The 21,189-nt window shown below is 51.1% G+C and carries 22 protein-coding genes and 1 tRNA gene; 15 read left to right on the top strand and 8 right to left on the bottom strand.

The genetic code is table 11. The features are described 5' to 3' along the window. Positions 1 to 16: 16 nt before the first annotated feature. Entirely contained in the window at positions 17 to 1,537 is a 1,521-nt protein-coding gene (locus BSR28_RS04645; RefSeq protein WP_143237582.1) for a cytochrome ubiquinol oxidase subunit I, read from the bottom strand. A gap of 251 nt (positions 1,538 to 1,788) precedes the next feature. On the opposite strand from BSR28_RS04645, the gene BSR28_RS04640 reads away from it, so the two are divergent. From BSR28_RS04640 to obgE, 4 genes are all read left to right on the top strand, one after another. Further along, positions 1,789 to 4,287 carry an Rne/Rng family ribonuclease gene (locus BSR28_RS04640; protein ID WP_073713469.1) on the top strand — a complete coding sequence of 833 codons (2,499 nt, stop codon included), beginning with the start codon at positions 1,789 to 1,791 and terminating at the stop codon, positions 4,285 to 4,287. A gap of 166 nt (positions 4,288 to 4,453) precedes the next feature. Then, positions 4,454 to 4,774 (top strand): 50S ribosomal protein L21, encoded by a 321-nt coding sequence (gene rplU / locus BSR28_RS04635; RefSeq protein WP_073709822.1) that lies wholly within the window; start codon positions 4,454 to 4,456, stop codon positions 4,772 to 4,774. 29 nt (positions 4,775 to 4,803) lie between these two features. Next, positions 4,804 to 5,055, top strand: coding sequence for a 50S ribosomal protein L27 (gene rpmA / locus BSR28_RS04630; RefSeq protein WP_073709823.1), 252 nt, complete (start codon positions 4,804 to 4,806; stop codon positions 5,053 to 5,055). A 95-nt stretch (positions 5,056 to 5,150) separates the two neighbouring features. Further along, entirely contained in the window at positions 5,151 to 6,665 is a 1,515-nt protein-coding gene (obgE, locus tag BSR28_RS04625; RefSeq protein WP_073713468.1) for a GTPase ObgE, read from the top strand. A 140-nt stretch (positions 6,666 to 6,805) separates the two neighbouring features. On the opposite strand, the gene gnpA is transcribed toward obgE, so the two are convergent. From gnpA to BSR28_RS04615, 3 genes are read right to left on the bottom strand one after another with little or no spacing between them, the layout of a single operon-like run. Next, the gene (gene gnpA, locus BSR28_RS04620; protein WP_073713467.1) at positions 6,806 to 8,986 is read right to left on the bottom strand and encodes a 1,3-beta-galactosyl-N-acetylhexosamine phosphorylase; all 2,181 of its coding nucleotides are present in this window, start codon (positions 8,984 to 8,986) and stop codon (positions 6,806 to 6,808) included. Next, the gene (locus tag BSR28_RS09250) at positions 8,986 to 9,255 is read right to left on the bottom strand and encodes a DeoR/GlpR family DNA-binding transcription regulator (protein WP_269148046.1); all 270 of its coding nucleotides are present in this window, start codon (positions 9,253 to 9,255) and stop codon (positions 8,986 to 8,988) included. Before BSR28_RS09250 ends, gnpA begins: the two co-directional genes overlap by 1 nt. After that, on the bottom strand, positions 9,201 to 9,794 hold the full coding sequence (locus BSR28_RS04615) for a DeoR/GlpR family DNA-binding transcription regulator (RefSeq protein WP_269148045.1): 594 nt from the start codon (positions 9,792 to 9,794) through the stop codon (positions 9,201 to 9,203). Before BSR28_RS04615 ends, BSR28_RS09250 begins: the two co-directional genes overlap by 55 nt. 148 nt (positions 9,795 to 9,942) lie before the next feature. Here BSR28_RS04615 and nadD point away from each other — a divergent pair, with 148 nt between their 5' ends. The 4 genes from nadD to BSR28_RS04595 all read left to right on the top strand — a co-directional run bounded on the left by nadD (position 9,943) and on the right by BSR28_RS04595 (position 12,153). Beyond that, positions 9,943 to 10,575 carry a nicotinate-nucleotide adenylyltransferase gene (nadD, locus tag BSR28_RS04610; RefSeq protein ID WP_073709826.1) on the top strand — a complete coding sequence of 211 codons (633 nt, stop codon included), beginning with the start codon at positions 9,943 to 9,945 and terminating at the stop codon, positions 10,573 to 10,575. Between the two features lie 54 nt (positions 10,576 to 10,629). Continuing rightward, entirely contained in the window at positions 10,630 to 11,007 is a 378-nt protein-coding gene (gene rsfS / locus BSR28_RS04605; protein ID WP_073713466.1) for a ribosome silencing factor, read from the top strand. Positions 11,008 to 11,162: 155 nt separating this feature from the next. Beyond that, positions 11,163 to 11,235: transfer RNA gene (locus tag BSR28_RS04600), tRNA-Ala, on the top strand. Positions 11,236 to 11,313: 78 nt separating this feature from the next. Next, positions 11,314 to 12,153, top strand: coding sequence for an inositol monophosphatase family protein (locus BSR28_RS04595; protein WP_073713465.1), 840 nt, complete (start codon positions 11,314 to 11,316; stop codon positions 12,151 to 12,153). Between the two features lie 40 nt (positions 12,154 to 12,193). Here BSR28_RS04595 and BSR28_RS04590 read toward each other — a convergent pair whose 3' ends face one another. After that, the gene (locus BSR28_RS04590) at positions 12,194 to 13,042 is read right to left on the bottom strand and encodes a TrmH family RNA methyltransferase (RefSeq protein WP_073709829.1); all 849 of its coding nucleotides are present in this window, start codon (positions 13,040 to 13,042) and stop codon (positions 12,194 to 12,196) included. A gap of 156 nt (positions 13,043 to 13,198) precedes the next feature. Between BSR28_RS04590 and BSR28_RS04585 the strand changes: the two genes are divergently transcribed. Together BSR28_RS04585 and BSR28_RS04580 are read left to right on the top strand one after the other, a co-directional pair. Next, positions 13,199 to 13,774: a hypothetical protein gene (locus BSR28_RS04585; protein WP_143237577.1), complete on the top strand. Its 576-nt coding sequence runs from the start codon at positions 13,199 to 13,201 to the stop codon at positions 13,772 to 13,774. A 7-nt stretch (positions 13,775 to 13,781) separates the two neighbouring features. After that, a complete protein-coding gene (locus BSR28_RS04580) occupies positions 13,782 to 14,822 on the top strand; it encodes a quinone-dependent dihydroorotate dehydrogenase (protein ID WP_073709831.1) in 1,041 nt (346 codons plus the stop codon). A 132-nt stretch (positions 14,823 to 14,954) separates the two neighbouring features. Here BSR28_RS04580 and BSR28_RS04575 read toward each other — a convergent pair whose 3' ends face one another. Next, complete coding sequence (locus BSR28_RS04575) at positions 14,955 to 15,554, bottom strand: DUF3043 domain-containing protein (protein WP_073709832.1); 600 nt, start codon at positions 15,552 to 15,554, stop codon at positions 14,955 to 14,957. Between the two features lie 86 nt (positions 15,555 to 15,640). Between BSR28_RS04575 and BSR28_RS04570 the strand changes: the two genes are divergently transcribed. The 3 genes from BSR28_RS04570 (at position 15,641) to BSR28_RS04560 (ending at position 18,582) form a co-directional block, all read left to right on the top strand. Then, entirely contained in the window at positions 15,641 to 17,017 is a 1,377-nt protein-coding gene (locus BSR28_RS04570; protein WP_089024697.1) for a dipeptidase, read from the top strand. Positions 17,018 to 17,155: 138 nt separating this feature from the next. Then, positions 17,156 to 17,500 (top strand): iron-sulfur cluster insertion protein ErpA, encoded by a 345-nt coding sequence (gene erpA, locus BSR28_RS04565; protein ID WP_073709834.1) that lies wholly within the window; start codon positions 17,156 to 17,158, stop codon positions 17,498 to 17,500. Between the two features lie 20 nt (positions 17,501 to 17,520). Continuing rightward, positions 17,521 to 18,582, top strand: coding sequence for an FKBP-type peptidyl-prolyl cis-trans isomerase (locus BSR28_RS04560; RefSeq protein WP_073709835.1), 1,062 nt, complete (start codon positions 17,521 to 17,523; stop codon positions 18,580 to 18,582). A gap of 94 nt (positions 18,583 to 18,676) precedes the next feature. On the opposite strand, the gene BSR28_RS04555 is transcribed toward BSR28_RS04560, so the two are convergent. Further along, on the bottom strand, positions 18,677 to 19,300 hold the full coding sequence (locus BSR28_RS04555) for a superoxide dismutase (protein ID WP_073709836.1): 624 nt from the start codon (positions 19,298 to 19,300) through the stop codon (positions 18,677 to 18,679). Between the two features lie 155 nt (positions 19,301 to 19,455). Here BSR28_RS04555 and BSR28_RS04550 point away from each other — a divergent pair, with 155 nt between their 5' ends. Then, positions 19,456 to 19,845: a hypothetical protein gene (locus BSR28_RS04550; RefSeq protein WP_073709837.1), complete on the top strand. Its 390-nt coding sequence runs from the start codon at positions 19,456 to 19,458 to the stop codon at positions 19,843 to 19,845. Here the strand turns inward: BSR28_RS04550 and BSR28_RS08920 are convergent. Next, entirely contained in the window at positions 19,814 to 20,272 is a 459-nt protein-coding gene (locus BSR28_RS08920) for a hypothetical protein (RefSeq protein ID WP_073713463.1), read from the bottom strand. The genes BSR28_RS04550 and BSR28_RS08920 overlap by 32 nt on opposite strands. A gap of 74 nt (positions 20,273 to 20,346) precedes the next feature. Here BSR28_RS08920 and BSR28_RS04540 point away from each other — a divergent pair, with 74 nt between their 5' ends. Next, the gene (locus BSR28_RS04540; RefSeq protein WP_073709838.1) at positions 20,347 to 21,108 is read left to right on the top strand and encodes a lysophospholipid acyltransferase family protein; all 762 of its coding nucleotides are present in this window, start codon (positions 20,347 to 20,349) and stop codon (positions 21,106 to 21,108) included. The last annotated feature ends 81 nt before the right edge of the window (positions 21,109 to 21,189 follow it).

The following is a 21,189-nucleotide window of genomic DNA, read 5'->3' as shown; positions in this document are numbered from 1 at the left end:
TTCCTTTCGATCCGGCTCAGTAAGAGAACGCCAGATCATGGTTCTGGCCTTCTCCGGTAGGTTTATTCGAAACGCCCTCTAGGGCATAGCGACGCATTAGCCAGTACCAGACCACACCTAGAGCAGCGTATAGCAAGGTAAAGACGATGAGCGAAGCCAACATTGCGCCAGCAGAAACCGAACCTGAGACACCAGCCTGAGTCATCATAAAGACGTCTCCAACCGGGTCTGCACCAGTTGCGAAGTTCGGAACGACAACCCACGGCTGACGTCCGATTTCAGTGAAGATCCAGCCGAAAGATGCGCCTAGGAAGGGCATGGGGAGGCTGATCAAAGCTAGCGTGGATAGCCACTTCTGTCGCGGAAGAGCACCCTTTCGGGTGAGCCATAGGCCCGCGAAAGCTAGGAGCATTGAGAATAGGCCAAGACCAATCATTAGTCGGAATGACCAGAAGACGGCATTGGCCGGGGGAGCGAAGGAATACTGGGAAGCATCACCGTACTGAGCCTTGAAGGCTTCGTTGTTATTGAAGGCCTGGACCATTTCCTGCTGTAGATCCTTGACGCCCTTAACTTCGGCAGTCGGATCATTGGTAGCTAGGAAGGATAGTAGGTAAGGAATTTCAATAATCTTGGTCGGCTCATTATCGCCCTCGCAGTTACCCCAAGAGAAGACCGTAAAGGCGGCTCCCTTTTCAGTGTGGCAAAGCGATTCAGCGGCGGCCATCTTCATGGGCTGTTCAGCGATCAGGTGCTTACCTTGAAGGTCACCGGAAATGGCAGTACCGATACCGCCGATGAACATGATCAAGAGGCCGAAGCGAGCAACGGGACGCCAAATATTGCGTGCCTGCTTTTCGCCTTCTTCGTCAGAGTTAGCGGCTCGGACCATCCACCAGATAGCTAGACCCGCAATAAAGGTGCCAGCTAGTAGCCAAGCGGAAAGAACTACGTGGAAGAAGGTCAACCATAGGGTCGGGTTAGCAACGACCTGGAAGAAGCCACCAACACCATCGAGTTCGAAGCGTCCGGTAGCCGGGTTTAGGGTGGCACCCACCGGGTGCTGCATCCAAGAGTTCGCACCCAAGATCCAGAGTGCGGAGAGGTTAACACCAGCAGCTACCAGCCAAATCATGGTGGCATGTAGCTTAGGAGATAGCTTGCCCCAGCCGAAGATCCACAATCCAAGGAAGGTGGATTCCATGAAGAAAGCAAGTAGAGCCTCAATAGCCAGAGGCGCACCGAAAATATCACCGACCATACGAGAGTATTCAGACCAGTTCATGCCGAACTGGAACTCCTGGACGATACCGGTTGCCACACCCAAAGCAAAGTTAATTAGGAACAGGCGACCAAAGAATTTGGTGGCCTTTAGCCAGTGTTCTTTTTGGGTTTTCAACCACATGGTTTCCATGATGGCGACCATCACTGAAAGACCAATGGTTAGTGGCACCAGAATGAAGTGATAAACGGTGGTGATACCAAATTGCCAACGCGCTACATCAAGCGCATCTAAGGCAGTCGGGAAGGAAATCACTCGTTCCACCTTTCTGATAGACGTATATATACAGATACAAAGATACTTGGTTTTTCTGTCAGCGCGTAGTTAAAAGCCGACAAAAATGTGTTTTGTGACAACTTCGTAGTAAATAGCCCACCGCGTAAGGGTGCTTAAGGAAAGAAATAAGGTATTATTAAACAGATTGGCGTTCACATACGCCCCCAAGACTTTATTGTCACTTAGCGTGACGGTGGCAGATTGCCACAACAACTGGAGACTATTTAAATATGACTAATACTGACCTGTTCAGTGGTTCTGAATCGGCTGAAGCGGTTCCGCCTAGGCAGGCTATGCCCGCAGCGGCTGCACCCCTGTTCCAGGCGCCTCTATTCCAAGCGCCGGATCTTTCAAAGGTCCGCGCGAAAAAAGCTGAGGACACGGAAGAACCCGAAACTAGCCGTAGGCGTACTCGTACTCGCAAGTCCGATTCCGAGGACCTAGCTGAAAAATCAGAAAGCCCGAAAGCAGAAAAGAACACCCGAAAGAAATCTAAGTCAAAACGTAAAAACGACTCAGAAGCCGAACGGGAAGAAGAAGCTCCCTCGGAAGAAGCAGAAGAAACTGTAGTATCCGGCGAGGAAACCGAGGAAGAGGAAACCACCTCGACCCGTAGGCGTCGCCGTCGCCGTTCACGCACCTCAGACGAGGACGCACCCGAACGTGACCCCAAGGACGAAGTAACCGCCCTAGAAGGTTCTACCCGTCTCGAAGCGAAGCGCCAACGACGTAAAGAAGGCCGCAAGGAAGGTCGCAAGAAGACTGCCGTTACCGAATCAGAGTTCTTGGCTCGCCGAGAAGCTGTCGACCGTCTAATGGTTGTCCGTGAACGTGATGGTCTAAACCAGATCGCCGTAATCGAAGACGGACTCCTAGTTGAGCACTACGTAGCCCGTCGTGCCCAAACCTCCAAGGTTGGCAACGTCTACGTGGGTAAGATTCAAAACGTACTGCCCTCGATGGAGGCTGCCTTCGTGGATATCGGCGAAGGCCGTAACGGCGTCTTGTACGCCGGTGAAGTCAACTGGGACATTGCCGATGCTGCTGGCAAACAGCGTCGCATTGAAAAGGCCTTGTCTCCCGGCGACTCAGTCCTAGTCCAGGTTACGAAAGACCCGATCGGGCACAAGGGGGCTCGCCTAACCAGCCAGATCACCCTAGCTGGACGCTACCTGGTACTAGTCCCCTCGGGACAGATGACGGGTATCTCCCGCAAACTACCCGAAAAAGAACGAGCCCGTCTTAAGAAGATTCTGCGACAGGTCGTCCCCAAGGGCTTTGGTGTAATCGTCCGTACCGCGGCCGAAGGCGCCACTGAAGAGCAACTGCGCTCCGATGTTGAACGGCTCCAGCGTCAGTGGACCGAAATCGAAAAGAAGCAGAAGCAAAAGAAGGCTGCGCCGTACATCGTGCGTTCGGAACCCGAACTCGCGGTGCGCGTAGTTCGCGATATTTTCAACGAAGACTTCAATAAACTGATTGTTGCCGGTGACGGAGCTTGGGAAACCATTAGCGAATATGTTTCCGAACTATCACCTGAACTCTCTGCACGCCTAGAACATTACGAGGGCGAAGAGGACGTTTTCGCCAAATACCGCGTTGACCAGCAACTAGCTAAAGGTATGGATCGCAAGGCCTGGTTGCCTTCAGGTGGCTCCCTTGTGATCGACCGTACCGAAGCGATGACGGTTATCGACGTTAATACCGGTCGCTACACCGGTGCCGGCGGCACCCTAGAAGAGACTGTCACGCGCAATAACCTAGAAGCGGCGGAAGAAATTGTCCGCCAGCTTAGGTTGCGCGATATTGGTGGGATCATCGTGATTGACTTCGTCGATATGGTCCTTGAGTCGAACCGTGATCTGGTTCTGCGTCGTCTGGTTGAATGCCTAGGACGCGACCGTACTCGTCACCAAGTTTCCGAAGTGACCGCGCTGGGGCTAGTCCAGATGACCAGAAAGCGTGTTGGTCAGGGACTAGTTGAAGCCTTCTCTACTGAATGTGAATGCTGTGGCGGCCGCGGATTTATCGTGCACGATGAGCCCATCGAGCGCGAGCGTGACGATATTCTTGACGCCTTCGAAGATCGTTCAAACCGTAACCACAAGGGTAATCGCGGTCGTGATAAGGACCAGTCACGCTCAAACTCTGAGCAGGCTAAGAATCGTCGCGCTGAAAAGGAACAGGCTAAAGCCCAGGCAGCCCAAGAGCAGGTTAAGGCCGCAATGTCCGCAATCGCGGCAGCTGCTAATAAAGACGTTAAGGATGTGCAAGAAGCGCTAGCTGATGCGGACGTACATCCTGAGACGGCGTCTGAAGCAGAACAAAATGAATCTGCTAAGCGTGAAGCTAAGCCGAATAAGCGGAATAGCAAATCTGCCAAGACTTCAAAGGAACGGGGACGTAATCGGGGTTCCGAACGTTCGTCCGCGTCTGGAGAACAGTCTGAGGAGTCGGTTGAATCGCCGAAGTTAAGCGATGAGGTGCCTGCTAAGACTGAGATTGTTTCAAAACCGTTAAAGCGGGGACGTCGTCGTGCTGCCTCTACCGGGGTAGTGACTGCAGGTCCGCAGGAAACGCAGGCCTCTGTAAACACTGGCAGTGACAGTGAAGACAGGGGAGCAAAAACTACTGTTGCTGCGCAGCAAGCACCTACCGTGCGCCTCGCGCAACCGCGTCGTGGACGTCGTCGCGCTGCCTCGATGGGCAACGTAAATACGGGCGATTAATATAAAAACCCGAAAAGCGTGCGCAAGGCCATAGTGGCAGACGTGACAACACGCCCCTCGCGGTTTGCTGAAAAGCAAAAAATACAGTAGATTTGTAACTCGGTGTTGATAAAAGCGTAATTCGCTTGATCAACCCAAACATGTAAGTATTCGATTTCTAAAAGAGATGAGCAGCAACGTGGTCTACGCGATTGTCAAGGCCGGCGGCCGACAGGAAAAGGTGTCCGTCGGTGATGTCGTCGTCGTCGACAAGCTGGCTGCTGAGGTCGGCGAAACTGTCGACTTCCAGCCGCTGATGTTGGTCGATGGTGACAAGGTCACCACCGGAGCTAAAGAACTTGAGAAGGTCACCGTTACCGCTGAGGTTCTGTCCCCGGCGAAGGGTCCTAAGATTTCTATCATTAAGTACAAGAACAAGACCGGCTACCGTAAGCGTATGGGTCACCGCCAGAAGCTAACGACGGTCAAGATCACCGGTATTAAGTGATCTAGTCCAGGAAAGAAAGGTAGTTTCCAATGGCACATAAGAAAGGTCTTGGTTCCTCCAAGAACGGTCGTGATTCGAACGCACAGCGTCTAGGCGTTAAGCGTTACGGTGGCGAAATTGTTGGCGCAGGCGAAATCATCGTCCGCCAGCGTGGCACCCACTTCCACCCGGGCAACAACGTTGGCCGCGGCAAGGATGACACTCTATTCGCAACTGCCGCTGGCGCCGTTGAATTCGGCTCACACCGCGGTCGTCGCGTTGTCAACGTGGTTTCGGCCTGAACGACACTTTAAAGCTTATAGGGCGCACGGCACTTGTCGTGCGCCCTTTAGCCATGCCCCATAAACTTTAAACAAACCAAACTGAGGAGATAATCGTGCCTAGCTTCGTTGATGCGATAACGCTATATGCTGCCGGAGGAAACGGTGGGCATGGTTGTGCCTCTGTACACCGGGAAAAGTTCAAGCCTCTAGGTGGACCCGATGGTGGGAACGGAGGTCGTGGGGGAGATGTCATCCTCGAAGTCGATCCCCAAGAAACCACCCTGCTTGCCTTCCACCGTCAACCTCACCGACGCGCTACCAATGGGCAGCCTGGAATGGGTGACTTCCGGCATGGAAAAAACGGTGAAGATCTAATCCTACCCGTACCCCCGGGTACTGTAGTAAAGAATCAGAATGGGAAGATCCTAGCTGACCTTACTGCTCCTGGTACCCGGTTTATCGCCGCTGCCGGCGGTACAGGCGGACGTGGAAACGCTGCCCTTGCCTCCAAACGACGCAAAGCTCCCGGCTTTGCCCTGCTAGGCGAACCCGGCGAAGAAGGCGAATACCGGCTCGAACTTAAATCAGTTGCGGATGTGGCACTAGTTGGCTTCCCCTCTGCCGGCAAATCATCGCTAATCGCCGCAGTTTCTGCAGCCCGCCCGAAGATCGCCGACTACCCGTTTACCACCCTAGTGCCAAACCTAGGCGTAGTGCAGGCTGGTCAATACCGATACACTATCGCCGACGTACCCGGGCTAATCCCCGGCGCCGCACAAGGAAAAGGCCTAGGCCACGAATTCTTAAGACACATTGAACGATGCACCGTTATCGTCCACATCCTTGATACGGCCACTTTGGAAACTGACCGAGATCCGGTTAATGACCTCAAAGCCCTAGAGGCTGAACTCGCCGAATACTCCAGTGATCTAGGTACTGTCGAAGGCTATGTGCCTCTAACCGAGCGGCCACGAGTGATCGTACTAAACAAGACCGACGTCCCTGACGGTGCGGCCCTAGCTGACATGGTGCGCGACGAGTTAAAAGAACTTGGCTACCCAGTTTTCGAAATCAGCGCTCTAGCTCACCAGGGACTCTCCAAGCTCACCTACGCACTAGGGGAACTGGTAGAAAAGGAACGTGCCAAGCTGCCGCAGCTCGAAGATGAAGCAGTTATCCTACGTCCAGCCGAGAACGAAGACCAAGAGATTACTGTTAGGGAACTTCACGCCAATGGTGAGCAGATCTTCCAGGTGCGCGGTAGACGCCCGGAACGCTGGGTTAAACAGACTGACTTCGCAAATGACGAGGCAATCGGTTACCTAGCTGATCGTCTAGCTCGAGCCGGCGTGGAAGAACAACTCTTTGAAGCTGGAGCAACCCCTGGTGTCACCGTCGTGATCGGTCCCATGGACGGAGGCGTGATCTTCGATTGGGAGCCCACCATGCAAACCGGTGCAGAACTCCTAGGTGCCCGCGGAACTGACTTGCGTCTCGAAGAAAATACTCGAAAGACACGTGAAGAAAAGCGCGCTGAATACTATGCTCGAATGGACGCTAAAGCCGCTGCTCGTGAAGAACTATGGACGGAACGTGAGGCTGGAATCTGGACCGAACCAGAGGACTGAGCGTTATTCCTAAGAACTCAAAGACGCACCGCCCGGTTCTAGCTAAAGGGCACGTCTAAATAGGTGAAAAACGATAAATATATGTCGCTGGGTCGATTAAAACCGTCCCAGCGACATACTTCTATCTGAAGAAAGAACGCCTAGATAGCCTCGTTCTCAACATCTCCCCAGTGATAGCCAGCAGCAGCAAGGTGCACATGGTACTCCTTCCCACCACCGAAGACCTTCGTAGCCTGGGTTTCTTCAGTATTGTTGTAAACCAAGAATTTCCGTTCGGAAGGATAATAGGCGACTTCACAAGCAGGGTTTTCACAAACCCAATCCAACTCAAAACGCTGTTCCCGGCGTGCTGCCCAATAGATCGCCCGATGCAGCAGACGCGAGTTCAATGAGCTATAAGGTAAGCCAGCGAAGTAAACCGCGCGGCCCAAACCGTAATCATGCGCGGCGATCTGAACTGACCCATCCTTAAAAGCCAGAATCTGGGTGTCTGAAGACGTGGCGAAAACATCGCCGGCGCCCTCGCCCGGATCAAAATCCTCATCCAGATCGCGAGTAATGAAATGCTCGACAGTCTCGTTAAAGTACTTATCTGTATTCAAAGACCAGTGGATTTCTCGTTCAACCCCTAAGACATCAGAGAGTTGCAAGAAAGCACCATTGGCAGCGTGAGCTGAGGGCTCTCCAACACCGATAAAAGCGCCACCTTCAGCAACCCATTTGCGGATGGTTTGCTGCAGTTTAGGATCAGCCCAACGCTCACCGCCAGAAAATGCTGTATTGGCACTACCGCAGTTAAGAATCACGCCAACCTCATTAGGAACGCCCTCGGTGAGGTCATCAAAGGAGAGGAACTCAACCTCAAAAGGTAGGCCAGCTAAGGCTTCTAAAACACCTAGATAGGTATAGATCTGCTTGTACCACAGAGCGTGAGCAACCATATGGGTCTGCCACGAACGTTTACGTCCCCAAGCATTAAGAATTGCCACCTTAAAAGGCGCATTTGCGGGACGTATGCCACCGGAATTCTCGTGGATCTCACGGAACTCAGCACAGATAGCTTCTACTCGGTTCACGAACTCGGGGAACTTGACCGCCAGTGAGAGATAACCGCCATATCCCATCCGATCTAGGGGAGAGCGGACGATTGCCCGGCGGGCATCGAGCCAAGACCTGTTAGCTTCTCCAATGGGATCACCCTCCGGATTAAATACATCTGGGAAAAAGTAGGGTAGGAAGCGTCCCTCGGTATAACGAACGCCAGGAATATCACTGATCATCCGACAGGTCGCAGCGGAACCAACCGAACCTACGACTGCATCAAGTTGTACTTCTGGGAAGTGCGGGCCGTAGGGCTCCATCCCAATCCAGTTGTCACCTAGGAACATGATGGCTTCTTTACCGGCCTCATGAGTGATTCTGACAAGTTCTGCTGCACGGCTGGTCACAAAACGATGTTGGAAGTCCAGCCAATCTAGATAACGCTTCGTGGGCAGTCGGAAGGGATTGTTGTAATAGCCCTCGTCGATAAAGTCTTCGGCAAATAGTCGGTAACCATATTCAGCCTCGAACTCATCTAGAGCTGCTACCGAAACAGAGGCTGAATAACCAAACCAATCTACGAACTTTTCTTTCCCTACCTGGTTAAAGACCAAGGTGAAATGGTAGAAGAAAGTCGTAAAACGGACCACGTCGACTTCCGGGTGCGCTTCACACCAGACTTGAAGCTGCTGTTTCATATGCTCCCAAGACTCGGGAACACGAACATCGAAGGGCATCTCCTTTTCGCGTTTCGGGTCAAGATGCCAATCATTCGTGATGTAGTTATACATCTGAGTCGAGTCCCAGATCTGCTGGGCAAAGAAATTAACCGTATAGACATGACCTATCTGTGGATTCAAGATGGTTACGGTGCGCTGATCCTCGCCGAGTTTCCAGGCATCGAAGGGGAGCAGAGCGCCGGTCGTGCGGTCATGTGCCTGCCACATTCGCTCAAGGTCGACCGTGGTATCGGGCTTTACCTGCTGGTCAAAATAGCCTGACATGATATCAATCTCTAGCGGCTCCTCAGAGAGTGCCGTGACACGATCAGACATCAAATAGAAATGGGTGCGATCATTCGGGCGAGATTTGGCCCAGAGGTTATCGCCCCGGGCTGGGAAATAAGTAGAGTAGACCTTAGCGAAGAGTTCCGAAGCAACTTCAGGAAGTTCCGTACCGTCTGAATTACGAACTGCGTCCGCACCCAGGCGCTCCATCAATTCCTTAATTTCTTCATCCATACCGGTTTCAATGGGCAGGGTTACTCGACCTTTTGCCATTACTTGCCCTCCTTAAAGGCCTTTTTAGGAGTCCAAATCTTAACTCCCTGATTCCTAATAGACGTTAAGACTTCAGCATCAACGCCAGGACCAATCAAAAGTTCATTGATCTCAGAAAAACTACAAATTTTTGCGAATGCCGTAGCTTCCGCTTTGGTATGGTCGGCAACCGCCACTGTATAGCGGGCACGGTTAATCATGGCTTGACTAATGGCTACTTCTTCAGCATTGTCGGCGTAGAAACCATCTCCAGCGACAATCGCATCCAAGCCAAAAATGCCAGATCGATATTAATATGGGGAAGGATCAAGGCGGCCAGAGGTCCCACCAGTTCATAGGAACGGGTGCGCGCTACGCCACCTGTGACCACTACGCGAATATTCGAACGGAGCGTCAGGTCATTGGCAATGTTAACCGCATTCGTCACAACCGTCACGGGATTACGGGCGAACTCTGGGTCCTCATCCGAGCGGATCCCTAATTCTAAAGCTACCTCCGTCATCGTTGTGCCACCGTTCAAAGCAATGGTTGAACCGGGAAGAACTAAATCAACCGCATGACAGGCCAGAGCCTGTTTCTCATCCGAGTGTTTAGAAGCACGATATCGAAGGGGTAAATCTCCGGAAGATGCATTTGCTCGTGCACCTCCACGCGTCCTCGTAATAAGTTGTTGTTTTGCTAGCGCGTCAAGGTCACGTCGAATAGTGGCGCCAGAAACATGCAAGATGGAAACAAGTTCGTCAATTGAGACAACTGAACGCTCAATGACAATATCCGCCAAGCGTCCTAGCCGTTCGGAGCGGTTCATGCAATCCCCTTAAGTAACCACGTTGTTGGGCTAAAGGCAAAGCCCAGATAAAGCAATATTATACAAGTAATCTACTTCTATTCGAGACTACTGATAGAATTTTCCCTAGTTGAATCTAAAGAAGGCCACGAACAGGTGGAATGGAACCATGGAAACCGAAACTCAGCCCCAGGAACAAAAGTCGAATCCGTGCCCCAAAAAGAAACGAATTGGCGTCATGGGAGGAACCTTTGACCCCATCCACCACGGACACCTAGTTGCAGCCTCGGGGGTTCAAGCCGCCTTTAACCTTGACGAAGTTATTTTCGTACCTGCCGCCACCCAGCCTTTCAAACAGGGAAGAAAAATCACGGCAGCAGAAGACCGCTATTTAATGACGGTTATTGCCACCGCCTCAAACCCAAGGTTCAGCGTCTCTAGAGTAGACATTGACCGTGGGGGAGTGACCTACACTGTCGATACCCTAACCGATCTTTTTGGTACCTGTGAAGAAGTGGAAGCCTTCTTTATCACCGGAGCTGACGCACTAGCGCGAATCTTGGAGTGGAAGGATGCCAAAAAACTACTCGAAATGGCGCATTTCGTGGGGGTTACGCGACCAGGCTACAAACTCGATGTCCCTGAAGAGATCCAAGGCAGAGTCAGCCTCGTAGAAGTACCGGCAATGGCCATTTCTTCAACTGACTGCCGGACAAGAGTGCAAGAGGGGCAGCCCGTCTGGTATTTGGTGCCAGATGGAGTCGTACAATACATTCAAAAGAACGAACTATACAAACAGTAGCTGACCGGCACGTGATATCTTTAAGAGGTAAGTAACTTCTACGAAGGAAGCAATTTGACTGCCTCAGAAATCAGCATTGAACTAGCACGCCTAGCAACCGAAGCAGCTCTTGAACGAGGGGCTATCGACCCCGTCGCCATCGACGTCTCTGAACGTGTCTTTTTGACTGATATTTTCCTAGTTCTATCGGCGGACTCGGATCGAGGTGTGCGAGCCGTGGCCGATGCCGTAGATGAAGCGATGCTCAAAGCCGGGCATAAGCGCTTGCGTCGTGAAGGACATGACCAGGCTCGTTGGATTCTGCAAGATTACGACCATCTAGTGATTCACGTTTTCTTGCAAGAGGATCGCGATTTCTATGACCTGGAACGGCTATGGGCCGACGGGCCGCGTGTCGATTTGCAGCTTCCCGAAGCGGCAACTCAAGACTGAAGGTAAATAAACGGTTTACTTTTTTAGCTAACTAGCGGCTTTACAGCTAAAGAAATCTGTCTCACACTGCTTTAACTTGCAGGAGAATGCAGCTGCCGTTATAGTTGAATCCGTTGAAAAACGAAGCTTAAAAGTTAAATCTTAGATTTACTTTCGGGGCTATGGCGCAGTTGGTAGCGCGCTTCCATGGCATGGAAGAGGTCAGGGGTTCGAATCCCCTTAGCTCCACGATTAAAAACCGCACTTTGTGCGGTTTTTTATTTATCCGAATAACAACGACGTTAAGTAAGATCCGGAGTCACAGAAATGAAATCTCAATACACCGGTGCTGAACTTATGGCGGCCGCCAAAGCCGCCACTGATAAAGCTGCTGAATACCTGCGAACAATTGATCGCTCCGGAATCGAACGCGAATATAAAACTGACCCGCACGATATCGTTACCAAGCACGATAAACAAACCGAAGAAATCATTAAGGAAGTCCTACTAAAAGAGCTTCCAGGATGCACAATCGTTGGGGAAGAATCGGGCGAATCAGTCGGGGACTCAAGCGTCATCTGTTATGTCGATCCAATTGACGGCACCAGCTTTTTCGCCTCGGGATCTCCGAACTTTTGCACCACCGTTGGTATCGAACAAAACGGTAAGCTGATTGTTGGAGTAGTTAATGCCCCAATCATGGGCTGGGAGTTCAAGACTGACGGCGATCAAGTATGGTTTAACGATACGCCGGTTAGTCCACCGGCTGAACGCCCTACTCAAGATTGTTTAGCTTTAACCTATTTTCCGCTTGTGCGGGATTACAACATAGATAAAGAAGCTACTACCGAGGCTTCCCTAGCAATGAAAAAGACGCTAGCCTCTAACGTTGCGATGGCTCCGGCGGCCTTGCAAATGTGCTACGTAGCAATGGGGTGGGCAGACCTAACCTATTACAGCTATATCAGCTCCTGGGACATTGCTGGGGGAATGGCAATTGTGCACGCGTTAGGGGGCCGAAGCGACTCGTACCCCAAGGGGCACATAAAAGATGGACGACACCACTTATCACACTGTTTAGTCACCTACGGTACTAATAGAAAAATCGAGGTTGTCGATAGGGAACTACAGGGCGTTGCTCTTAGACGGTACCCAGAACTGGCCTAAGCAAAGGCAGCCGACCTTGAAGGTATGTCTCTGCTTTACGTTAATTGCTGGTTGATTTTCGAGTAGCCCAGATCGCTACCGCACTAGCCGCGGCCACATTCAAAGAGTCCACGTCGCCCGACATCGGAATCTTAACCACATAGTCGCAACCTGCGATAGTGGACTTCTTTAACCCGTCACCCTCGGTGCCCATGACTAAAGCCAGTTTGCTATCTGGCGATTGGACCACTGAGGAGTCACTAAACGTATCTAAATCAATCGCATTATCACTCAGTGCTAAAGCAGCAGAACGGAAACCAAGTTCCCTTAGCAGATCCAGATCGGGCCACTTTTCTAGCCGAGTCCACGGAACCTGAAATACGCCACCCATAGAGACCCGGACCGAACGACGATATAGCGGGTCAGCACAGCTAGGCGTGATCAAAACTGCGTCAATACCTAAAGCAGCTGCTGACCGGAAACATGCTCCCACATTCGTATGGTCTACTAGGTTTTCAAGAATCAAAACACGGGAAATCTGAGGATCTGACAGTAGGTCCTTTACCGGCGCTAACGCAGGCCGTTCCATGGCCCCAATCGCACCTCGATGAAGGTGGAAACCGGTTAACTCGGTGAGGACATCTTCAGAGGCCACAAAGAATGGAATCTGCTCAATTTCAGAGGCGGAAAAATGCTGTGATAAGACATCGCGCAGTGTCTCAAGCCAGCGTTCAGAGAGCAAAAAGCTAATGGGCTGACAACCAGATTTTAAAGCCCTATCGATGACGTTGAAAGACTCCGCCATGAAAACGCCTCGTTCATATTCTAGAAGCTTTCGTAGGCGGACATCGGTCATATTAGTAAATACTTCAAGCCGCGTGTCGTTTAAATCTTTAATCTCAATAATCACAGGTAGAGTCTCTCACAAGGCAGGGAGCTTGAAAAATCATTCTCCTGATTCCACATTGTAGGCCTTCCACATTTGTAAATTTCTCCAGCGCTTTACCTTGAGTATAGAAGTGAAGATTGCCTTGAACATAAACACAAAACGGAAGGCAATAAGAACGTGAAGATGAAAGTGCAAAAACCTGAAGGACAAGATAACCAGAACTGCTTAGTTGAAACCGGCTGGACAATCAGGAGTGGGGTGCTGGAACTTCTTGAGCCCTTTTTTACCCCTCTACGTTATGACTCAAATGACGGTTCGCTCTGGGGAGATGGACGCGGAAAAACCTGGTCGGTTCCCTCCTTTAGAACTTTCCGAGGACTGCCCAAGCAGACCGCACATGATCTGCTTAGGATTACCCCGGCGAAGTATCTAGAAGACCACCAAAACTGCGCCCCTTCACTTCGAGATTTACTAAAGAGTTGCGTCAACAGTAGCTGGTCGGTCGAACTATGCGGATATTACGTGGGACCGTATCGGGCAGATGAGCGATTCTCAATCGATTCAATGGTGGTTTATCCCAACCGGGAGCTCAAGGAGTTAGAACCTGAACTACATAGATGTCCCCTAACGGAAAGATGGGAAATCATTGCGGAAGAGTTAGGATTGCCCTTCGACGGACACGAACCAGACGAAATTGAGCCAATAATCCCGCCATGGAAGCTAGAACACGGGTGGTGGATATGGTGGGACTGAAGGTAATATGGATAACGTGTATAGCCAAATATTCGATAAGATCCTAGTCCGGACCGACGCTGAAAAGATTCACCACAGAACAATCTGGGCGCTAAACATCGTCGGACGCATTCAACCCCTCGAGCGGATTATCGCAGCACGATTCTCCAATCGTGCATTGCGTACTGTCCCACAAGTTGGAAAGGACGTTTTCGATCGTCCAGTCCCGGGATATGTCGGGTTGGCTGCGGGCCTAGATAAAAATGCTGAAGCGGTCGTAGCACTTGACGCACTCGGCTTTGCCTTTGTGGAGATCGGTACCGTGACTGATCAACCACAGCCGGGGAACGAGGGCAAACGCCTATGGCGCCACCCTTCCATTGATGCGATCCGTAATCGAATGGGCTTTAATAATGACGGTGCTGACGTAATCGCCAAGCGCCTACAAAAGCTACGTAGCACAAAACGAGGACGTCAGGTCATCGTGGGCGTCAACCTGGGAAAGAACAAGACTGTACCTGCCGAGGGTGCAGTAGAAAACTATGTTGCTTCAACTAAGAAACTAGCCCGCTGGGCTGATTATCTGGTGATTAACGTATCCTCACCAAATACTCCGGGACTACGGGATCTTCAGGCTAAAGAAGCTCTGAAACCGATTCTTGAAGCCGTGATTTCAACTGCGGAAGAGGCCGCTGGTCGCCTAGTTCCCGTATTTGTAAAGATCGCGCCTGACCTTGAAGATGAACAGATCATGGAAGTCTGTGACCTAGTTAATTCTTCAAAAGCTCGAGGAATCATCGCCACCAATACCACGATTAACCATGAGCTGGGGGAAGGCGGACTCTCAGGTCGCCCACTCACTCAACGAGCTGCCGCCGTAGTGCGCATTGTAAAGCGAACTCTGAATGCTGATAAGAAGATTATCGGGGTTGGCGGAATCTGGAACGAAGTAGACGCACGCAGAATGCTTGAGGCAGGTGCCGATCTACTTCAGGTCTACACCTCATTCATTTTCCAAGGCCCAGCCTGGCTAAAGAAACTCAACCGTTCACTGGTACACGGTGAGTAGAACCTTGTTACCGATGCCAGCATAAGAATGGAAGATCTTTTTATTCAGGGCTAGAGACACTCAACTACAAAATACTTTGGGGCCGATGCATTAAAAATGTATCGGCCCCAAAGTAGTAGAAGAAGATTCTTATTATTTACCTGGTCGTTCTCCACGGGCAACCTGCGGCCTGGGATTGCGAAGAGCACGCAGCTGAATCAAACGCATAAACATGTACATGCCGGACCAGCGCGGAATCTCCCACTGTGGGTGAAGAGTGCGGATCTGACGCTTGCAATGCCAAGCCATGATAATCGACTCAAAGAACGCGAGGAAGAAGAAAGAATAAACGCCGGCCAAAGAGTAGACCTGCCAGACAGGATTCTGACTAAAAACGAACATCAAGATGATGGCAATAAACGCTACCGGAAGCATCCACTCAGAAATGGTGAATCGAGAGTCAATGTAATCACGCATGAAACGTCGTGCTGGGCCACGATCGCGAAGCGGCATATAGCGTTCATCGCCGGTGCGCATTGCTTCTTGTTGACGTCGGAACAGCTCGTCTCGACGTTTACGTTCAGCCTGCTTAAGCTCTTTAATCCGCTGCTTTTCGGCTTTTCTATCGGCCGGCACTAAGTCGCGACGTCGGGCAGCTTCAGCTTCTTTACGCTTAGGAGTAGGACGTCCCTTACGTTTAGGGCCATTCGGGTTCTCAGATTCCGAGTTATTGACTTTATCGTTAGCATGCATTCTTATAAACTAAAGCATTTTCCAATTTCGTGCAGAAAATAAGCTATGTAATGTGATGCAAACGCGTAAAGACTTACAATATGTCTATGACTTTTGATGATGAACTTAAAACCCGCGTAGAATCCCAATTCCCCAATATCGTTGAACAGCTAAAAACGCTGATTCGAATCCCCTCCGTTTCTTCTGACTCATTCGATCAAGCTCCAGTCGCTCAAAGCGCCGAACAGGTACGAGCATTCTTCGCCGAATTAGGCGGTGAAACCTCAATCCGCTCATGCCCTGGTGAAAATGGCTGGGAAGGTCGTCCCGCAGTAATCGCCAAGTTCCCGGCAACCTCAGTTAAACCGGAAGCAGCGCCGACAGTCCTACTGTACGCACACCATGACGTGCAGCCCGGGGGAGACCCAGAAAAATGGACTGTCACGACTCCTTTCGAACCAGTAGAAAAGGACGGCCGACTCTACGGTCGAGGATCCTCTGATGACGGCGCTGGTATCGCAGTCCACCTAGGATCAATCTCAGCCCTAGGAAACGACCGAAACGTAAATATCGTTGTCTTCATCGAAGGCGAAGAAGAAGTAGGATCGCCCTCCTTCAATAACTTCTTGGAAGAAAACCGCGAAGATCTAAAAGCAAACCTGATTGTGGTCACCGATTCAGATAACTGGAAAGCCGGCCACCCCGCAATTACCACCACTCTTCGCGGTGTCGCCCAGGTAACCGTCGAACTGCAGGTACTAGATCATGCACTCCACTCAGGCATGTTCGGCGGACCAATCCTAGACGCGGTAACGCTCTCTAGTCGACTAATCGCCACGCTTCACGACGAGGATGGAAGCGTCGCCGTGGAAGGACTAGTTTCCCGAGAAACTGCTGACGTGGACTACCCCGAAGCTGACTTTAGGAATGACACCGGTCTACTAGATGGCGTACAGCTGGCAGGAAGGGGAGCACTAGCCTCCAGACTATGGACACAGCCCGCCATCTCGATTATTGGAATGGACACCACTAGCGTTGCCAACGCCTCCAATACCATCATTCCTTCCTGCCGCTTTGTGGTCTCTATGCGAGTAGCACCGGGCCAAGACGCTAATGAAGCTCGTCAGAAGCTAACCGAGCATCTCATCAAGCACACTCCCTTCGGAGCCAAGATCGAAATCTCCGACGGGGAAGCTGGCCCCGCCTACCAGGCAGAGGACAACCAGTATCTAGCAACTCTAAGGGAATGCCTAGCTGCCTCCTGGGGACGTGAACCGGTAGATATCGGTGTTGGTGGTTCAATCCCCTTTATCGCCGACTTCCAGCGTGCCTTCCCCGAAGCAGCAGTAGTAGTAACCGGTGTTGAAGACCCACTAACCAACGCACACTCTGAAGACGAGTCCCAAGATCTCGATGATCTTCAAAAAGCCATTTTGGCGGAAGCGCTACTACTCAACAAAGTTGGGAATGGCGTTAATAACTAAGGAGCTTGTGTCGCAAAGCATGTCTATTCGCCCCATGGCATAACTAAGGTGAAACTAGACTGCCGGCACTGTACTTAGCAAATCTAAATGCGTAAAATCGTACTGACTGTAAAAGAAGTTTGAAGAAAAGTAGGAACTATGACTGATAATGTCCTTACCCATGAAGTAAACCTAACTGACGTGGCCGCACAGAAGGTCAAGAGCCTTCTAGAACAAGAAGGTCGTGATGATCTGCGTCTACGCATTGCCGTAGCCCCCGGCGGATGCTCTGGCCTACGCTACGAACTATATTTCGATGATCGATTGCTAGAAGGCGATGCGGTCCGTGATTTTGACGGTGTCGAGGTCGTAGTTGACCAAATGTCGGTTCCTTACCTAGCCGGGGCGACCATTGACTTTGCCGATACGATTTCGAAGCAGGGTTTCACCATCGATAATCCGAACGCAAAGGGTTCCTGCGCCTGCGGCGATTCTTTCAACTAAAAAGAGGTTTTGGTTCATCGATGAAAATTAAACAGCTGCTTTCAGCTTCAGTGATCTGTTCAGCTCTGCTGCTAGCAGGTTGTGGTAATGGGGCTGCCAATTCCAATAATCTTGGAACTCTAGAAGGCACGGCCTCAACCCCAAGTGCCTCTACTTCGGCCACAACTGAGTCTAAGGTACCGGCTCCCACCACCGATGCGCTTCCGCAGGTAGACGGAGACTTCGGACAAACCCCCGTCATTCATCCCTCTACCCAAGAACCTCCAAAGGAACTAGTAGTTAAGGTTCTAAAGAAGGGTGACGGTCCGGTAGTATCAGCAAAAGATACGGTCTCGGTTAACTACCAGGGCGTGCTGTGGAATGGTCAGGCCTTTGACGGGTCATTTGGTTCTGGGCAGCCGATTAGTTTTCCGCTAACTGGAGTTATTCCGGGTTGGACCCAAGGGCTTTCGAATCAAACTGTTGGCTCGCGAGTCCTATTGGTGATTCCTCCAGAGCTTGGCTATGGAGAGCAGGGGTCTGGTGATCGTATTCCGCCGAATTCGACGCTCGTTTTTGTGGTCGATATCCTCGATAAGACTGATGCTGAAAAGGTAGCTGCCGAAGCGAAAAAGCAGCAGGAAGCACAGGCTGAACTACAGAAGAAAATCACCGAAGCAATCCCGCAAGCAGTTGAATCGGGGAAGCAAGCCCTTAAGAACGGTGAGTTGCAGACCCTTTCTCTACCTCAGGGCGTGACCTTTAAAAATAACCCTGAAGGAGCCCCGGAGCTGTCTATCAAGACTGAAGAAAAATTTGCTGAACCGAAGTTCTTCCTAGCAGTTAAGGGTGCCGGTGAAGTCATCCCTGAGGATAAGCAGAGTTTCGTTCATGTTACCGGGTCTGACACTACCGGAGCTAAACAGACGACTTGGGACGATCCTACTCATGATGTTCAGATTTTCCCGCCGCTAACTCGCTTAGGGCTTCCCTTCAAGGGGGTTACCTATGGTTCTAGAGTATTGGTTGTGGCCACTCATCAGGGGAAGAATATCGTAAGTACTTATGATTTCCTAGCACCTGTCCCTGAGGCTGGTAAGTAGGCCGCAACTTTCAGTTTTGTTCCTTAAATTAGTTTGGGCCGCTGCCAAAAGCAGCGGCCCAAACTTAATTAGTCTCTAGTGCGCTCTCGAAATATCAGAGAGTAACTAGCTTGCCGTAGCCGGCCTGTGCGTTTGCAAAACGCTCTGCGACGTTCTTCCAGTTAACGATGTTCCAGAAGGCCTTGACGTAATCGCCCTTGACGTTTAGGTAGTCAAGGTAGAAAGCGTGTTCCCACATATCTAGCATTAGCAACGGAACGGTACCAACGGGAACATTTGCCTGCTGGTCGAATAGCTGGAAGATTAGCGGGCGGTTTGAGATGGTATCCCAGGCGAAGACGGCCCAACCGGATCCCTGGATACCAGTGGCAGTAGCAGTGAAGTGAGCCTGGAACTTTTCAAAAGAACCAAAGTATTCGTCAATCGCGGCGGCTAGCTCGCCTTCAGGACGTCCTTCGCCCTCGGGGGTGAGGTTAGTCCAGAAAACACTGTGGTTAGTGTGTCCACCTAGGTTGAAAGCTAGGTTCTTTTCGTGAAGGTTAACTGCGGCAAGATCTCCGGCTTCGCGGGCCGCAGCTAGGGCCTCAAGTGCAGCATTTGCGCCGGAGACATAGGCAGCGTGGTGCTTGTCGTGGTGCAGTTCCATGATCTTTGCAGAGATATGGGGTTCAAGCGCAGCGTAGTCATAGGGTAGGTCAGGTAGCGTGTAGACGCTCATATTTTCTCCATCTTTCGGGTCTGGGACTAGGGTCCCTCTTTCACTACTGTTTTAACATATCTTGAATATGTGCGCCAAAACTCGCTCATCTCACCTCTGCCAGCGTAAAATACTAGCGTTTGGTGAAGTTATAACGTAGAACCCAAAGGAACGACATGAGCGAAAACAATACTCCCAAGATTCTGGTATTCAGTGATGATTCGACTTTCCGGTCTCAGGTGATTGCTGCGCTCGGTCCTAATCCTTGGGCTGGAAGCGAGACCTATGAATTCCTCGAGGCAGCAACCTCTCCAGGTGTAATGAATCATTTTGATGCCGAAGAGGACATCAAACTATGTATCTTCGATGGCGAGGTTCAAAAAGACGGTGCCATGTCTGTCGGTCATCTTCTAGCGGGAACCTATGCCGAACTTCCTCCGCTGTTATTCGTAGTGGCCCGTCAGCAAGATGAATGGCTAGCCCGTGGAGCCGGAGCTACCAAGACTCTGCTGAAGCCGATCAATGCCGCTGCGCTCACTGAGGCCGTCCGCCAGATCTTGGGCTGAGCGCAGCTCCTAAAACACTAGCCGCTAGCAGAATAAGAAGTAGTACACGTCCCCAGACGGGGAGCACTATCTCAAAAACCCCTAGGATCAGCAGGCCTACTAGTAAAGTTAAGGCAAGGATGATAAATCCTAGCTTGGCGCTCCAAAGTGAGCTGAATTTTGGTGGCTCAGGCGGTACAAAGGTATCGTCTGGCTCCACAAGTTCGTAATCCCTTGGTCCTCCTAGAGTGCCGCGCTGTCTGCTGGCCATCTCATCTTCTAAGGCCCGTTCAAGGTCTTCCTCATCGATATCTGAGGCTAGGGATTTGGCGATCTCTGAAAACTCTGTATCGAATCGTTTCTGTGCTCGTTTTTCCTTCCAACTATGATTCCGTTTCGAGTTTTCGGGATGGGGGAGTGAATCCCCAAATTTATTGTGAGCGACCATGTATCATATAATACATTGCAGCATAAATGTGATGCTCAAAGGCGGATCATTACATCGAACACAGGAGAAAACACGTGTTTTATCGACTACTAAAACTCGTAGCTGGTCCGATCCTCAAGGCCCTGTATCGACCTTGGATTGAAGGCGTTGAAAATATTCCTGATGATGGTCCGGCAATTATTGCCTCCAACCACCTAGCTGTTTTTGACTCGGTTTTTCTACCCCTGATGATCAAACGCGAAGTTGTGTTCATGGGGAAGGGGGACTACTTCACCGGAAAGGGATTTAAGGGAAAACTAGTTGCCAAGTTTATGCGCTCTGTGGGCACCATTCCTGTGGACCGTTCGGGTGGCAAGGCAGCTCAAGCAGCACTTAACGCTGGGCTGGCACGGCTCGCCCAAGGAGAGCTCTTCGGTATTTACCCAGAAGGCACCCGAAGCCCCGACGGTAAGCTTTACCGAGGTCGTACCGGCGTTGCCAAATTAGCTTTGCGCTCCGGCGCTCCCGTGATTCCAGTAGCGATGATTGACACCAATATCGCCCAGCCGATTGGTACTAGGATTCCTCGTCTTCACCGGGTTGGGATTCGGGTTGGACAGCCGCTAGATTTCTCTCGTTATCGTGGTCTAGAACGAGACCGTTTCGTCTTGCGGGCGGTTACTGATGAAATCATGTATAGCCTCATGGACCTTTCAGGGCAGGAATACTCCGATGAGTATGCTTCAGTGGTGAAGGCCCGAATGGCCGCGGAAGGAAAGTTTGCGGGCCCGGTTCCTGGGACTCCTGACGCAATTGAGGTGGCAAAGAAGAACGAGTCGAAAGAAAAACCCGCTTAAGGCAGGTTTTGTTCAGCGTACCCGCAGGCAGCCACGTAAACTGGCAGGGTGATGGGTGCGCAGCATCCTAAGCTTGGCGCT

Source organism: Boudabousia liubingyangii, assembly GCF_001907245.1.
Classification (GTDB): Bacteria; Actinomycetota; Actinomycetes; order Actinomycetales; family Actinomycetaceae; genus Boudabousia; species Boudabousia liubingyangii.
The sequence above is the reverse complement of the archived record's forward strand: the minus strand, read 5'-3'. Positions and strand labels throughout refer to the sequence as shown.

Bases quoted from the DNA above. Each gene is read 5' to 3' on its own strand.
- BSR28_RS04640 (WP_073713469.1), top strand. From the start codon at position 1,789: ATGACTAATACTGACCTGTTCAGTGGTTCTGAATCGGCTGAAGCGGTT.
- BSR28_RS04615 (WP_269148045.1), bottom strand. From the start codon at position 9,794: ATGAACCGCTCCGAACGGCTAGGACGCTTGGCGGATATTGTCATTGAG.
- gnpA (WP_073713467.1), bottom strand. From the start codon at position 8,986: ATGGCAAAAGGTCGAGTAACCCTGCCCATTGAAACCGGTATGGATGAA.
- nadD (WP_073709826.1), top strand. From the start codon at position 9,943: ATGGAAACCGAAACTCAGCCCCAGGAACAAAAGTCGAATCCGTGCCCC.
- erpA (WP_073709834.1), top strand. From the start codon at position 17,156: ATGACTGATAATGTCCTTACCCATGAAGTAAACCTAACTGACGTGGCC.
- BSR28_RS08920 (WP_073713463.1), bottom strand. From the start codon at position 20,272: ATGGTCGCTCACAATAAATTTGGGGATTCACTCCCCCATCCCGAAAAC.
- BSR28_RS04575 (WP_073709832.1), bottom strand. From the start codon at position 15,554: ATGCATGCTAACGATAAAGTCAATAACTCGGAATCTGAGAACCCGAAT.
- BSR28_RS04595 (WP_073713465.1), top strand. From the start codon at position 11,314: ATGAAATCTCAATACACCGGTGCTGAACTTATGGCGGCCGCCAAAGCC.
- rpmA (WP_073709823.1), top strand. From the start codon at position 4,804: ATGGCACATAAGAAAGGTCTTGGTTCCTCCAAGAACGGTCGTGATTCG.
- BSR28_RS04570 (WP_089024697.1), top strand. From the start codon at position 15,641: ATGACTTTTGATGATGAACTTAAAACCCGCGTAGAATCCCAATTCCCC.
- BSR28_RS04560 (WP_073709835.1), top strand. From the start codon at position 17,521: ATGAAAATTAAACAGCTGCTTTCAGCTTCAGTGATCTGTTCAGCTCTG.
- rplU (WP_073709822.1), top strand. From the start codon at position 4,454: ATGAGCAGCAACGTGGTCTACGCGATTGTCAAGGCCGGCGGCCGACAG.
- BSR28_RS04555 (WP_073709836.1), bottom strand. From the start codon at position 19,300: ATGAGCGTCTACACGCTACCTGACCTACCCTATGACTACGCTGCGCTT.
- BSR28_RS04550 (WP_073709837.1), top strand. From the start codon at position 19,456: ATGAGCGAAAACAATACTCCCAAGATTCTGGTATTCAGTGATGATTCG.
- BSR28_RS04580 (WP_073709831.1), top strand. From the start codon at position 13,782: ATGGATAACGTGTATAGCCAAATATTCGATAAGATCCTAGTCCGGACC.